Annotated in this window: 14 protein-coding genes and 1 tRNA gene; 9 read left to right on the top strand and 6 right to left on the bottom strand. The window is 75.3% G+C overall.

From position 1 onward, the window contains the following. The coding region (locus IE312_RS40675; protein ID WP_229900022.1) for an MFS transporter at positions 1-889 on the bottom strand (889 nt) is incomplete at its 3' end. 135 nt (positions 890-1,024) lie between these two features. Here IE312_RS40675 and IE312_RS18055 point away from each other — a divergent pair. The 4 genes from IE312_RS18055 (at position 1,025) to IE312_RS18070 (ending at position 3,795) form a co-directional block, all read left to right on the top strand. Further along, positions 1,025-1,573 carry a winged helix-turn-helix transcriptional regulator gene (locus tag IE312_RS18055; protein WP_189983171.1) on the top strand — a complete coding sequence of 183 codons (549 nt, stop codon included), beginning with the start codon at positions 1,025-1,027 and terminating at the stop codon, positions 1,571-1,573. A gap of 74 nt (positions 1,574-1,647) precedes the next feature. Next, positions 1,648-1,971 carry a DUF6412 domain-containing protein gene (locus tag IE312_RS18060; protein WP_189982985.1) on the top strand — a complete coding sequence of 108 codons (324 nt, stop codon included), beginning with the start codon at positions 1,648-1,650 and terminating at the stop codon, positions 1,969-1,971. A 98-nt stretch (positions 1,972-2,069) separates the two neighbouring features. Beyond that, entirely contained in the window at positions 2,070-2,777 is a 708-nt protein-coding gene (locus IE312_RS18065) for a YidC/Oxa1 family membrane protein insertase (RefSeq protein WP_189982987.1), read from the top strand. A 160-nt stretch (positions 2,778-2,937) separates the two neighbouring features. Further along, positions 2,938-3,795 (top strand): fumarylacetoacetate hydrolase family protein, encoded by an 858-nt coding sequence (locus IE312_RS18070; RefSeq protein WP_189982989.1) that lies wholly within the window; start codon positions 2,938-2,940, stop codon positions 3,793-3,795. Positions 3,796-3,844: 49 nt separating this feature from the next. Here the strand turns inward: IE312_RS18070 and IE312_RS18075 are convergent, their stop codons facing one another. The 3 genes from IE312_RS18075 to IE312_RS18085 form a co-directional block, all read right to left on the bottom strand. Next, positions 3,845-4,711 (bottom strand): LLM class F420-dependent oxidoreductase, encoded by an 867-nt coding sequence (locus IE312_RS18075; RefSeq protein ID WP_189982991.1) that lies wholly within the window; start codon positions 4,709-4,711, stop codon positions 3,845-3,847. Positions 4,712-4,805: 94 nt separating this feature from the next. Further along, complete coding sequence (locus IE312_RS18080; RefSeq protein WP_189982993.1) at positions 4,806-5,318, bottom strand: heme-degrading domain-containing protein; 513 nt, start codon at positions 5,316-5,318, stop codon at positions 4,806-4,808. Beyond that, positions 5,318-6,391 (bottom strand): Gfo/Idh/MocA family protein, encoded by a 1,074-nt coding sequence (locus tag IE312_RS18085; protein WP_189982995.1) that lies wholly within the window; start codon positions 6,389-6,391, stop codon positions 5,318-5,320. The genes IE312_RS18080 and IE312_RS18085 overlap by 1 nt, the downstream gene beginning before the upstream one ends. A gap of 55 nt (positions 6,392-6,446) precedes the next feature. Here IE312_RS18085 and IE312_RS18090 point away from each other — a divergent pair, with 55 nt between their 5' ends. From IE312_RS18090 to IE312_RS18110, 5 genes are all read left to right on the top strand, one after another. Continuing rightward, on the top strand, positions 6,447-7,625 hold the full coding sequence (locus IE312_RS18090) for an ROK family transcriptional regulator (protein ID WP_229900024.1): 1,179 nt from the start codon (positions 6,447-6,449) through the stop codon (positions 7,623-7,625). Positions 7,626-7,968: 343 nt separating this feature from the next. Beyond that, positions 7,969-8,988 (top strand): hypothetical protein, encoded by a 1,020-nt coding sequence (locus IE312_RS44025; protein ID WP_189982999.1) that lies wholly within the window; start codon positions 7,969-7,971, stop codon positions 8,986-8,988. A 199-nt stretch (positions 8,989-9,187) separates the two neighbouring features. Beyond that, positions 9,188-9,967 carry an HAD-IIA family hydrolase gene (locus IE312_RS18100; protein WP_189983001.1) on the top strand — a complete coding sequence of 260 codons (780 nt, stop codon included), beginning with the start codon at positions 9,188-9,190 and terminating at the stop codon, positions 9,965-9,967. A gap of 146 nt (positions 9,968-10,113) precedes the next feature. Further along, on the top strand, positions 10,114-10,674 hold the full coding sequence (locus tag IE312_RS18105; RefSeq protein ID WP_189983003.1) for a hypothetical protein: 561 nt from the start codon (positions 10,114-10,116) through the stop codon (positions 10,672-10,674). A gap of 8 nt (positions 10,675-10,682) precedes the next feature. Continuing rightward, the gene (locus IE312_RS18110; RefSeq protein WP_189983005.1) at positions 10,683-11,354 is read left to right on the top strand and encodes a class F sortase; all 672 of its coding nucleotides are present in this window, start codon (positions 10,683-10,685) and stop codon (positions 11,352-11,354) included. Between the two features lie 63 nt (positions 11,355-11,417). On the opposite strand, the gene IE312_RS18115 is transcribed toward IE312_RS18110, so the two are convergent. Beyond that, positions 11,418-12,107 carry a FadR/GntR family transcriptional regulator gene (locus IE312_RS18115; protein WP_189983007.1) on the bottom strand — a complete coding sequence of 230 codons (690 nt, stop codon included), beginning with the start codon at positions 12,105-12,107 and terminating at the stop codon, positions 11,418-11,420. Positions 12,108-12,183: 76 nt separating this feature from the next. Next, a tRNA-Lys gene (locus IE312_RS18120) sits at positions 12,184-12,257 on the bottom strand. Between the last annotated feature and the right edge of the window lie 2 nt (positions 12,258-12,259).

Below are 12,259 nucleotides of genomic sequence, written 5' to 3' on the forward strand. Positions count from 1 at the left end.
TGAACAGGCCGATCACGGCCAGGCCGGTGAACAGGCCGCCCGCGGAGGAGGCCAGGAAGCGGGCGTGCCGGAGCAGGGTGAGGTCGATCATCGGGGTGCCGGTCCGGCGCTCCACGACGGCGAACACCCCGACCAGCGCGGCGGCCGCCGCGAACAGCAGGCCGACCGGGGCGCGCAGCCAGCCGTCCCGGCCGAGGGTCAGGGCCGCGACCAGGGCCACCAGGGCCAGGCCGAAGGTGAGCGCGCCGAGCACGTTGGGCCGGCCGCCGCGCGGGGCGCGTGACTCGGCCAGTGCCCGGGCGCCGAGCACGGTGACGACGAGGGCGGCGGCGCCGAGCACGAGGTAGGCCGCCCGCCAGCTGGGCAGGGCGCCCGCGAGCAGCGGGCCCAGGGCGATGCCGCCGCTGACGAAGGCGCCCCATACGCCGGTGGCGTGCAGCCGGCCGCGCGGGCTGGGGAAGGCGTGCACGATCAGGCCGAGGGCGCTGGCCAGCAGGGCGGCGCTGGCCGCGCCCTGGGCGATGCGGGCCAGGGTGAACTGCCAGGTGGCGGTGGTGAAGGCGCCGAGGGCGGTGGTGAGGCCGAGGGCCAGGGTGCCGGAGAGGAAGATCCGGCGCCGGCCGTGGTCGTCGGCGAGGCTGCCGGCCACCAGCAGCAGGGCGGCGAGGCCGAGGGGGGCGCCGTTGAGCAGCCACGCCTGGGCGGAGAGCGGGGTGTGCAGGTCGGACGCGGTGTCCGGCAGCGTGACCATCGGGGCCGTGTAGGTCATGAGGGCCACGGCGGTGGCCGCGCTGGTCAGGGCGAGGGTGGCGCGGGGGCGTATAGGGGTGTCCCGGGTGGTGGCACGGCGTGCGGGCGCGGGGGTCGTGTCGGAGTCGAGCCGGGTCATGGCCTGTCCTGTCCTTCCGGGCCCCGGCCCTGTACCGGGGTCTGCCGTCCTCGGTTCGTTCATTGAACCAGTCGTTCACCACCACCGTAGCACCGAAGGTTCTTTCACTGAACCCATCGGTGTGCGGTGGCTACAGTGGAGGGCATGGCACTGGGCAAGGACTACGTGACGCAGGAGTGCTCGATCGCCCGCGCGCTGGAGGTGGTGGGCGAGCGGTGGACGCTGCTCGTCGTCCGCGACGCGATCTACGGCGTCCGGCGCTACAACGACTTCCTCGTCCACCTCGGCATCCCGCGCGCCGTCCTGTCCACCCGGCTGAGGACGCTCACCGAGGAGGGCGTCCTCGAGAAGCGCCGGTACCAGGAGTCGCCGCCCCGCGACGAGTACGTCGTCACCGAGCGCGGTGCCGCCCTCTGGCCGGTGCTGCGCGCCCTCGGCCGGTGGGGCCGCGAGTACGTCGACACCGGCCGGCTGCGCTCCTTCCGGCACGCGGACTGCGGCGGGGAGGTCGAACCGTTCGGAACCTGCGCGCAGTGCGGAACCCTCGTGCCGGTCGCCGACGTCGTGATGGTGCCGGGGCCGGATCTGGACCCCGCCCCGGCGGACCCGGTCAGCAGGGCGCTGCTGCGGCCGAAGCGGCTGCTGGAACCCCTGGAGACCGACGCGGTCCACCTGGCACACTGACGTACAGTCATACGACAAGCAGTCATGCGGTCACGCAGCACGTCGTGACGCAGTCACGGGGAGGGGGAGCGGTCATGGCCGGCCGTGTCGCCGTCGCGCGTCCCCCCGTCCTCCTGCTGTTCCTGGCGCAGCTGCTGCTGCTCCAGGCCGCGCTCCTCGGCACCGGCGGCCTCACCACCGCCGTCGCCCTCGCCGCGACCGCCACGACGGCCGCCGCGCTCTGCGCCTGCGCGCTGCTCGCCGCACGCAGCGCGCCCGCCGTACCGCCCACCCGCGTCCGCACGGCGATACGCGACCGGGCCCGCCGTACGGCCTTCCTGCCCCAGCGCGATCCCGACGCGCCCGGCCGGCGGCGGCCCCGAGCACCCGGACACGCCGGTCCGGCGACCGCCGCGTAGGGCACGTCCTCGCACTCGTTCAGCACGTGCCCCCGCGCGGGTCGTCCTGCCGTTCTCAGCATCTTCCCGGCACGACGAGACCCCCGGAGGGCTCACCCATGTCCGTTTTCGCCCGTCTGGTCGAGCACCTGGCCGACCTGCTCGCCCCGCTCTTCCACGCCTCCGCGGCAGCCGCCGCGATCGTCCTGTTCACCGCGCTCGTACGGCTCCTCGTCCACCCGCTGTCCCGGGCCGCCGCCCGCGGCCGGCGTGCCCGTGCCGCGCTCCAGCCGAGGATCACCGCACTGCGCGAGAAGCACGCCGGGAATCCGCAGCAGCTCCAGCAGGCCGTGCTGGAACTGCACGCCGAGGAGAAGGTCTCCCCGCTCTCCGGCTGCCTGCCCAGCCTGCTCCAGCTGCCCGCCTTCTTCCTGCTCTACCACCTCTTCTCCAGCTCCACGATCGACGGCGGGGGCAACGCCCTGCTCGGTCACCGGCTGCTCGCGGCACCGCTCGGCGGACGCTGGGCGGACGCGCTGGCGGACGGTGGGGTGTTCGGCCCGGCCGGAGCCGTCTACCTCGGCCTCTTCGTGGTCGTCGCGGCCGTCGCCGCCGTCAACTTCCGGCGCGCCCGGCGGACGCTCGCCGAGCAGGCCGCCCCCGCCGCCGGCGACCAGGTCCCCGGTCTCGCCGCGGTCACCCGGGCCACCCCGTTCCTGTCCTTCTTCACCCTCGTCACCGTGGCGGTCGTCCCACTCGCCGCCGCGCTGTACATCGTCACCAGCACCGCCTGGAGCGCCGCGGAACAGGCACTGCTGTCGCGGTGAGCGGTGCCGTCCGTCCGGTGCCGGGAGCGGTGCCGATCCTCCCGTTGCGGTCCAGTACGTGAACAAGGTCTTGCGGACTGGACCGCCGAATTGGAGGATCGGCCAGTCCTGCGACGGCCGCACCCGTCGGCGGGCGCCCGGAACGAGGGAGATGGTGACCATGAAGCTGCTGCGAGTCGGTACGGCGGGGGCCGAGCGCCCCGCGCTGCTCGACGCCGGGGGGACCCTCAGGGACCTGTCGGGCCTCGTGGCCGACATCGACGGCGCGCTCCTCGCCGACGGCCCCGCGCTCGACCGGGTGCGGGCGGCGGCCGAGTCCGGTGAGCTGCCGGCGCTGGACCCGGCCGGACTGCGGATCGGCCCCCCGCTCGGCCGCATCGGCAAGGTCGTGTGCATCGGGCTCAACTACCACGACCACGCCCGCGAGACGGGCGCCGAGGCTCCGTCGGAGCCGGTGGTCTTCCTCAAGGCGCCGGACACGGTCGTCGGCCCGCACGACACGGTGCTGATTCCGCGCGGCTCGGTGAAGACCGACTGGGAGGTCGAACTCGCGGTCGTCATCGGCCGTACGGCCCGTTGTCTCGGCTCCGCGGAGGAGGGCCTCGCGCACGTCGCCGGGTACGCGGTGGCGCACGACGTCTCCGAGCGGGAGTTCCAGCTGGAACGCGGCGGCACCTGGGACAAGGGCAAGAACTGCGAGACGTTCAACCCGCTGGGGCCGTGGCTGGTGACCGCCGACGAGGTCCCGGACCCGCAGCGGCTGCCGCTGCGGCTGTGGGTGAACGGGGAGCTGAAGCAGGACGGCACGACGGCCGACCAGATCTTCCCCGTGGGCGAGGTCGTGCGGTACCTCAGCCGGTTCATGACGCTGTACCCCGGGGACGTCGTCAACACCGGGACGCCGGCGGGCGTGGCCATGGGCCGGCCCGAGCCGAAGCCGTACCTGAGGGCCGGGGACGTGGTCGAGCTGGAGATCGAGGGGCTGGGGCGGCAGCGGCAGGAGCTGAAGGACGCCTGAGGGGCGGGGCGCGTGACGGACACCGCCCCGCGCCCCGCCGGCCGGGGACTCAGCCCAGCAGGGCGGCCAGCCGGCGCCACTCCTGCCTCGGGAGGGTGTCGCCGGTGGCCGGCGTCACCACCTGGAGGGCGACGTGGTCGGCGCCCGCCTCGTGGAAGGCGGTGACGCGCTCGCGGATCCGGTCCTCGTCGCCCCACGCGAAGACCGCGTCGACGAGGCGGTCGCTGCCGCCGCCGGCGATGTCGTCCTCGGAGAAGCCCAGGCGCAGGAAGTTGTCGGTGTAGTTCGGGAGTCCGAGGTAGCGGGCCAGGTAGGCACGGGCCGTCTCCCGGGCGCGGGCCGGGTCGGCCTCCAGGACCACCTTGAACTCGGGGGCCAGCAGCGGCGCTTCGCCCAGGATCTCGCGGGCCCGCGCGGTGTGCTCCGGGGTGCCCAGGTAGGGGACCGCGCCGGCCGCGCGGTCGCGGGACAGGCGCAGCATCTTCGGGCCCAGCGCGGCGAGCACGCGGCGGCCGGCGGGTACGCCCGCCTTGTCCAGCTCGTCGAGGTAGCCGGTCATGGCCGTGTACGGGCGGCTGTAGCCCTCGACCAGCGGGCCGTGGCTCACGCCGAGGCCGAGCGCGAAGCGGCGGGGATGGGCCGTCTCCACCTCGGCGAAGGAGGCCGCGGTCCTGGCGGCGCCCTGCTGCCAGACGTTCTGGATGCTGGTGCCGACGACGATGCGGCGGGTCGCGCCGATCAGCGGGGCCGCGTGGTCGGCGGTGCTGTTGCCGCCCAGCCAGAGGGCGCCGTAGCCGAGCTCCTCCAACTCGGCCGCGGCCTCGTCCAGTTCGCCGCGCCGCTCCGGGTCCTCCGAGCGCAGCTCGGCGCTCCAGATGCCGTAGCGGCCGACGGTCTCCTTCAGCGAGGTGGTCATCCGGTGGTTCCCTCCGGTGGTGTGCGGTGGCGTGCTCGCCACGCCGTCCGTCCTGGCCAACCGGAAGGCACCGGCGGGTGATTCCCGCTGTCGCTCAGTCGGCCGAACGGCGGAGGAACTCCTCCAGTGCCTCCACCACGAAGCGGTGGTCCTGCAGCTGGGGCAGGCCGGAGACGGTCACCGCGCCGATCACGCCCACGCCCTCGACCGTGACGGGGAAGGATCCGCCGTGCGCCGCGTAGGTGTCGGGGTCGAGCCGGGAGGAGTCCTCGAAGGTCGTGCCCTTGGCGCGGAAGCGGGCGCCGACCAGGTAGGAGGCGGCGCCGTAGCGCTCCACCACCCGGCGCTTGCGGGCGATCCAGGCGTCGTTGTCCGGGGCGGAGCCCGGCAGGGCCGCGTGGAAGAGCTGCTGGCCGGCGCGGTGGATGTCGATGGCGACCGGCGCCCGGCGCTCCCGGGCCCGCTCGACCAGCAGGGAGCCGAGGGCCCAGGCGTCCTCGTGGGTGAACCGGCGGAGGACCAGCCGGCGTTCCTGGGCCTCCAGCTCCTCCAGGCTCGGCGCATCCTCGGGCGTCGGCCCGGGCGTGGTTTGCGGAGGCTGCTGCATCAGAGGGTCACCGTCACCTTGTCCCGGGCGGACCTGCGGGCCGCTTCCAGCACGTCGAGCGCGGCGGCCGCCTCCAGGGCGGTCACCGGGTTGGGGCCGGCACCGCGCAGTGCGGCGGCGACGGCCGCGTAGTAGGCGGGGTAGTCGCCCGGCAGTGTGGGCACGGGGGTGCCGCCGCCGGACAGCGGGGACTCGCCGGAGCCGATCCGGCCCCACAGGGACTGGTCCTCGGCGCCCCAGTCCTCGACGGCGCCGGGACGGCCGCCCTCGCGCAGGGCCGCCTCCTGGGGGTCCAGGCCGTACTTGACGTAGCCCGCGCGGGAACCCAGCACCCGGAAGCGGGGGCCGAGCTGGGCGGTGGTCGCGGAGACGTGGAGGTGGGAACGGACGCCGCTCGCGTGGGTGAGCGCGAGGAAGGTGTCGTCGTCGGTCTCGGCGCCCGGGCGGCGGATGTCCGTCTCGGCGTAGACCTCGGTGACCGGGCCGAACAGGACCAGGGCCTGGTCCACGACGTGGCTGCCCAGGTCGTAGAGCAGGCCTCCGATCTCCGCCGGGTCGCCGGACTCGCGCCAGCCGCCCTTGGGCCGGGGGCGCCAGCGCTCGAAGCGGGACTCGAAGCGCCACGGGTCGCCCAGTTCGCCGTCCGCGAGGAGCCGGCTCAGGGTCAGGAAGTCGTTGTCCCAGCGGCGGTTCTGGAAGACGGACAGGAGCAGGCCGCGCTGCTCGGCGAGGGCGGCCAGCTCACGGGCCTCGGCCGCGGTGCCGGCGACCGGCTTGTCCACGACCACCGGCAGGCCGGCTTCCAGGGCGGCCGTGGCGAGCGGGACGTGCGTCTTGTTCGGGGTGGCCACCACGACCAGGTCCAGGTCGTCCGCGCGGTCGAACAGCTCCTGGGCGCCGGCGGCGAGCCGTACGTCCGGGAACTCGGCGCGGGCCTGCTGCTGCCGCTCCGGGCTGGAGGTGACCACGGTGTCCAGGGCGAGGCCCTCGGTGGCGGCGATCAGGGGGGCGTGGAAGACGGAGCCGGCGAGGCCGTAGCCGATCAGACCGACGCGGAGAGGGGGAGCAGTCATGACTCCACTTTGGCAACGCTGTTGCGAAAGTGCAAGCGGCGCGGACAATGGGGGTGTGAAGAGGGTGAGCGAGACGACGACGGGGACGGGACCGAGGGGCGGCGGCTCCGCGGGGGCGAACCTCGGTGTGCTGCGCAGTCACAACACCGCGCTGGTGCTGGGGCTGCTGCGGGACGCCGGGGCCGAGGGCATCAGCCGGCTGGAACTCGCCGAGCGCACCGGGCTGACCCCCCAGGCCGTCAGCAAGATCACCGCCCGGTTGCGGGAGGAGGGGCTCGCCGCGGAGGCCGGCCGCCGGGCGTCTACCGGGGGCAAGCCACGGACCGTGCTGCGGCTGGTGCCGGAGGCGGGGCACGCGGTCGGGGTGCACCTGGACCGCGACGAGCTGCGGGTGGTGCTCGTGGACCTGGACGGGGCGGTGGTGGCGGAGCGGTGCGCGGCGCTGGATCTCGGCGCGGGCGCGGAGGCCGTGCTGGAGGCGGTGTGCGCGGGGGTGCGGGAGGTGGCCGGGGACCCGCGGGCCGGTGCCCCGGGCGAGGGAGGGCCCGCCCGGGCGGTGTCACCGCTGGGGGTGGGGGTCGCGCTGCCCGGACCCCTCGACCACGCGCGCGGCGTACTGCACCGGGTCACCGGGTTCCCCGAGTGGGACGGCTTCCCGTTGCGGGACGCGCTCGCGGAACGGCTCGGCGTGCCGGTCGTGGTGGACAAGGACACCAACGCGGCGGCGCTCGGGCTGGCGGTCGGGGGCGAGGAGGGCGGCGCCGGCGGGTCCTTCGCCTACCTGCACCTCGGTACCGGGCTCGGGGCCGGACTGGTGATCGGCGGGAGCGTGCACCGGGGGGCGCGGACCGGGGCGGGGGAGTTCGGCCACCAGGTCGTCCAGCTGGACGGACCGCTGTGCGAGTGCGGGAACCGGGGGTGTGTGGAGGTGCTGTGCCTCCGGGCCGCGGCGCGGGGCGAGGTGGCCGAGGCGGCACGCGTCCTCGGGGTCGCCGCCGGCAATCTGGTCGGTCTGCTGGACATCGACAGGGTGCTGCTCGGCGGGCGGACCGTCGCCGGGGCGCCCGAGGCGTACGTGCGGGGCGTGCGCGAGGTGCTGGACGCGCGGGCACACCGGGAGGGAGCGCCCGAGGCCGCCGTTCCGGTGCGGGTCGCTCCGCGGGGGGAGCGGGCGGTCGCCGAGGGGGCCGCGCAGCTGCTGCTGGCACCGCTGTTCGGGCGGGGCGAGGGGTGACCGGACCGCCGAGCGCGGGGAGGGGACGTGGGGAAGGGCCGCGGGAACGGGGCGCGGGGAACGGCGCGCCCGGCCGCGGCCGAGGTGGGCGGCACGCTCCGCTCTCGGCGGTGCGGACCCGCGCCCCCGCGGTGACGACGGCCTGAACCCGCTGGTGACCACGTCCGCGCACGGTGACGACGCCCCGGACCGCAACGGCGTGGTCCGTCCGGAGGACCGTCGGTCCGCGTCTCCCCGGCGCTGTCGGCCCGGGAGGCCGCCGTTGCGCTGATCGGGCGGACCTCGGGGCGGCCCCGGCGCGGCGCGCCCGGGCCCCCGTCGCACCCGGCATGCTCATGTGTTCATGCGACTGCACACGCACTCGTCCCCGTCCCTCCGCCTCGCCGCAGCCGTCGCCACCGCAGCCGTCGTCCCCGTGGTCGTAGTCGTCCTGCCACCGGACACCGCCCACGCCGGCGCGACGACACCCCCCTCCTGCGCCGCCGCCGACACGCGGACCTTCCCGCTGGCCACCCGCATCCGCGGCGGCCCGGGCTCCTACGAGGCCGGCGGCGGGTACGGCACCTGGTACATCGACCTGACCAACACCACCCGCCGGACCTGCTCCGGAGTCCACCCGGTCGTGGTGCTCACCGACGACAAGCGCGCCCTGCGCCCGGACCAGCCCCGGCTGGACTTCTACGACGGTTCCACTCCCCGGCCGGTGGCCTTCGAGACCACCGACGAGCAGGAACTGGTCGGGGTGCTGGACGGCGCCGGGTTCGCCGGCTTCACCGTGCCGCCCGGCAGGACCGTCAGCGTCCGGCTCCGGCTGGCGCTCCCCTCCGACGCCGCGGTCGACCAGGTCACCGCCAACGCGGCCGTCGTCCAGCGCCGCGGCCAGGACGGGGACTGGGTCGGGGAGTCCAACGCGTACCGTTTCGGGATCGGCCGGGAGGCGGAGCAGGACACCGAGGACCCCGGGGCGCAGGAGGCCGAGGCCGCGCAGGAGACGCAGGGCGTGCAGGAGACGCAGGGCGTGCAGGAGAACGGCACCGGGCAGCGGACCGGGGACGTGCCGGCCAAGGACGTGCCGACCGCTCCCTCCGGCACCGCGTCGCCCGCCGCACCCCGCACCGAGGCCCCCGACGACGACCCCCAGGACGACCCCGGCGAGGCCCCCGGCGACGACCCCGACGACGACCCGGACGACGCCCTCGACGACTCCGCCGTGGCGCTCGCCCGGGAGGCCGAGGACGACGGGGAACGGGCGCGCGAGCTGGCCCGGACCGGCCCCGGGCTCGCCCATGGCCTCCTCGCGGCCCTGGCCGCCCTGCTCGGCGTGGGCGCCGGCGCCTTCCTGCTGGTGCGCACGCGCCGCTGAGCCGGCGCCGCGGCGGGCGTCGAGGACGACCCGTCGTACGACGTGCCGGGCGGGGTAGGCGCCGGGGCGGGGGCGGTCGCAGGGAGCCCGTGATCGACGGGGTCGGGACCGGCCCCCGCTGACTAGGCTGGGGGCGTCGGTACGCCGTGGTTCCGGCGCCCCCGCTCCCCGACCGTCCGTACGCCAGGAGACGCACAGCATGGCAGACCGCAAGCCCATCGAGTCATGGCTCACCGACATGGACGGCGTCCTGATCCACGAGGGCGTCCCGATCCCCGGCGCCGACGCCTTCCTGAAGAGGCTGCGCGAATCCGGCCGGCCCTTCCTGGTGCTCACCAACAACTCCATCTACACCGCCCGTGACCTGCACGCCCGGCTGCGCCGGATGGGTCTGGACGTGCCGGTGGAGAACATCTGGACGTCGGCCCTGGCCACCGCCCAGTTCCTGGACGACCAGCGGCCCGGCGGCACCGCCTACGTCATCGGCGAGGCCGGTCTGACCACCGCCCTGCACGACATCGGCTACATCCTCACCGACCACGACCCCGACTTCGTGATCCTCGGCGAGACCCGCACCTACTCCTTCGAGGCGCTGACCAAGGCCGTCCGGCTCATCAACAACGGCGCCCGGTTCATCGCCACCAACCCCGACAACGTCGGTCCGTCCACCGAGGGCGACCTGCCCGCCACCGGTTCGGTCGCCGCCCTGATCACCGCGGCGACCGGCAAGAAGCCGTACTTCGTGGGCAAGCCGAACCCGCTGATGATGCGGGCCGGGCTGAACGCGATCGGCGCCCACTCCGAGACCTCCGCGATGATCGGCGACCGCATGGACACCGACGTGCTCGCGGGCCTGGAGGCCGGGATGCGCACGTTCCTGGTGCTGAGTGGGGTGACCCAGCCGGACGACGTGGACCGGTACCCCTTCCGTCCGTCCGAGGTGGTCGACTCCATCGCCGACCTGGTCGACCTGCTCTGAGCCGCCCCCCGGGAACTCCGGTCCGCCCCCGGCGGGCGCGTTGGGCCGTCCGAAACCAGGCGTCACCCGTTCGGAGCAGCAGGGCGCCTCCCGAGGATGCGGGGGCGCCCGGTCCGGGGGAGTCTCCAGGTAACTGGAGGTTCACGATGGGCTCACTACGCCTCACTGTCTGTACCGGACTCCTCGCCGCGGCCGTGTCCGCCGCGGTCGCCCCGGCGGCCCTCGCGGCGGACGGCGGCTCGGTCAGCGTGACCCCCGCCTCCCCGGCGCCGGGCGACGACATCACCCTGCGGGTCAGCGGCTGCACCGGCGAGCAGGGCACCGCCGTGTCGTCCGCCTTCGTCGCCGACGCCCGGCTGACCGGCGCGCGGGGCAGCCTGACCGGTGAGACCCGGGTCCGCTCCGCCCTGACGCCCGGCTCCTACACCGTGAAGGTCAGCTGTGCCGGCTCCGTGCGCACCGGCACGATCACGGTCACGGAGGCGGGCGGCGCCGGCCGCCCGGAGGAGTCCCTCGAGCCCCCCGCCGGCACGGCCTCGCCCATCGCACCGGTTCCCGCGGGCGGCGGGGGCGCCGCGCACTTCGCCACGGTGGCCACCAGCGGCTCCGGCCCCGACACCGTGCAGGCGGTGACCGGACTCGCGCTCGCCGGGATCGCCGCGGTCGCCGTCGGGCTGCGGGCCCGTCGGAGCAGCGGTCCCCGCTGAGTCCCGCCATGTCCGACGACGACGGGCGCAGCAGCGGCACCGGGAGGCTCGTCACCGGGCTGGCCTGGGTGGTGCTGCTGTTCGGGCTGTGGCTGTGGGGGCGCGCGGTGACGGACGTACCCCACGGCGCGGACGTCCCGGCCGCCGGCGATGTGCCGGCCGGCGACCGGGACGCCGGTTCCGTCCGGCTGCCGCGCCCGGCGAAACCCCTGGCCGGAGCGGTGCCCCAGCGTGTCGACATTCCCCGGCTGGGCGTCCAGGCCCCGGTGGTGGCCCGCGGTCTGGACGCCCGTGGTGCGGTGGACCCGCCGCCGTACGACCAGGCGGGCGTCGTCGGCTGGTACGGCGCCGGCCCCCGGCCCGGCGCGGCCGGTGCGGCCCTGCTGGTGGGCCACGTCGACACCGCGACCCGGCCCGCCGTCTTCTACCGGCTCAGCACCCTGCGGCCCGGCGGGGCGGTCCGGGTGTTCCGCGCGGACGGCAAGGTGGCCGAGTTCACCGTGGAGGACATCCGGGTGCTGCCCCGCGACACCTTCGACGCCCACCAGGCCTACGGCCCCCGCGTCCCCGGCCGCGCCGAACTCCGGCTGATCACCTGCGGCGGCACCTTCGACCGCGCCACCGGCAGCTACACGGCGAACGTGGTCGTCTCGGCGTACCTCACCCGCACGACCGGCTGAACCCCGGCCGCCGCGTCCCGGCCGCGGGCATCCGGGCGGCCGCCGCCACCCGGCCGCGGGGCTTCACCCCTTGGCCGCCGCCACCGGGGTCAGGCGGGTGCGGAGATGGCCGAAGTGGTCGCGTATGGCGCGTTCCGCGCGCAGGGAGTCGCCGGAGCGCACCGCGTCCAGGATCTCCCGGTGCTGACGGCAGGTGGTGCGCGGATCCTGAGCGACCTCCACGAGGTCCTGCTGCACCCGGTGGAAGGCGTCCCAGAACGCCTCCAGCACCTCGCCGAGCAGCACGTTGTCCAGCCCCCGGTAGAGCGTGGCGTGGAAGGCGCGGTCGCTCTCGGCGAGGCCGGTGCCCTCGGCGGCCTCCCGCTCCATGCGGGCCACGAGCGCCTCCAGCGCCCCGAGGTCCGCCTCCGGCAGCCGCCCGGCCAGCCGCGACACCAGCCCGGTCTCGACGGCCTCGCGCAGCTCCAGCAACTGGAGCAGGGAGTCCTCGCCGCGGTAGTGGCCGGCCACGGTCCGGAAGGCCAGCCCCTCGATCAGCGGCGCGAACGACATCGAGCCGACGTACGTCCCGAACCCGTGCCGGATCTCCACGATCCCCATCGCCTGCAGCGCCTTCAGCGCCTCCCGCACCGAGTTCCGGCTCGCCCCGAGGAGCCGCATCAGCTCCGGCTCGGTGGGCAGCGGGGCACCCGAGGGCAGCCGCTGGTCCACGATCAGCTTCTTGATCCGTTCCTGAAGGTCCCGGGCTGCCATGGCGAGAGGGTATCCGGCCATTCGGGCGGACGGCATGCGAAAAGCCCCCCGCTCGCGCGAGGGGCTTTCCGGTCGGTGCGCCGCCAGGGACTCGAACCCCGGACCCGCTGATTAAGAGTCAGCTGCTCTAACCAACTGAGCTAGCGGCGCCT

This window comes from Streptomyces capoamus (assembly GCF_014654935.1).
In the GTDB taxonomy this organism is placed as follows: domain Bacteria; phylum Actinomycetota; class Actinomycetes; order Streptomycetales; family Streptomycetaceae; genus Streptomyces; species Streptomyces capoamus.

Bases quoted from the DNA above. Each gene is read 5' to 3' on its own strand.
- IE312_RS18060 (WP_189982985.1), top strand. From the start codon at position 1,648: ATGGCCGGCCGTGTCGCCGTCGCGCGTCCCCCCGTCCTCCTGCTGTTC.
- IE312_RS18065 (WP_189982987.1), top strand. From the start codon at position 2,070: ATGTCCGTTTTCGCCCGTCTGGTCGAGCACCTGGCCGACCTGCTCGCC.
- IE312_RS18070 (WP_189982989.1), top strand. From the start codon at position 2,938: ATGAAGCTGCTGCGAGTCGGTACGGCGGGGGCCGAGCGCCCCGCGCTG.
- IE312_RS18075 (WP_189982991.1), bottom strand. From the start codon at position 4,711: ATGACCACCTCGCTGAAGGAGACCGTCGGCCGCTACGGCATCTGGAGC.
- IE312_RS18080 (WP_189982993.1), bottom strand. From the start codon at position 5,318: ATGCAGCAGCCTCCGCAAACCACGCCCGGGCCGACGCCCGAGGATGCG.
- IE312_RS18085 (WP_189982995.1), bottom strand. From the start codon at position 6,391: ATGACTGCTCCCCCTCTCCGCGTCGGTCTGATCGGCTACGGCCTCGCC.
- IE312_RS44025 (WP_189982999.1), top strand. From the start codon at position 7,969: ATGCGACTGCACACGCACTCGTCCCCGTCCCTCCGCCTCGCCGCAGCC.
- IE312_RS18100 (WP_189983001.1), top strand. From the start codon at position 9,188: ATGGCAGACCGCAAGCCCATCGAGTCATGGCTCACCGACATGGACGGC.
- IE312_RS18105 (WP_189983003.1), top strand. From the start codon at position 10,114: ATGGGCTCACTACGCCTCACTGTCTGTACCGGACTCCTCGCCGCGGCC.
- IE312_RS18110 (WP_189983005.1), top strand. From the start codon at position 10,683: ATGTCCGACGACGACGGGCGCAGCAGCGGCACCGGGAGGCTCGTCACC.
- IE312_RS18115 (WP_189983007.1), bottom strand. From the start codon at position 12,107: ATGGCAGCCCGGGACCTTCAGGAACGGATCAAGAAGCTGATCGTGGAC.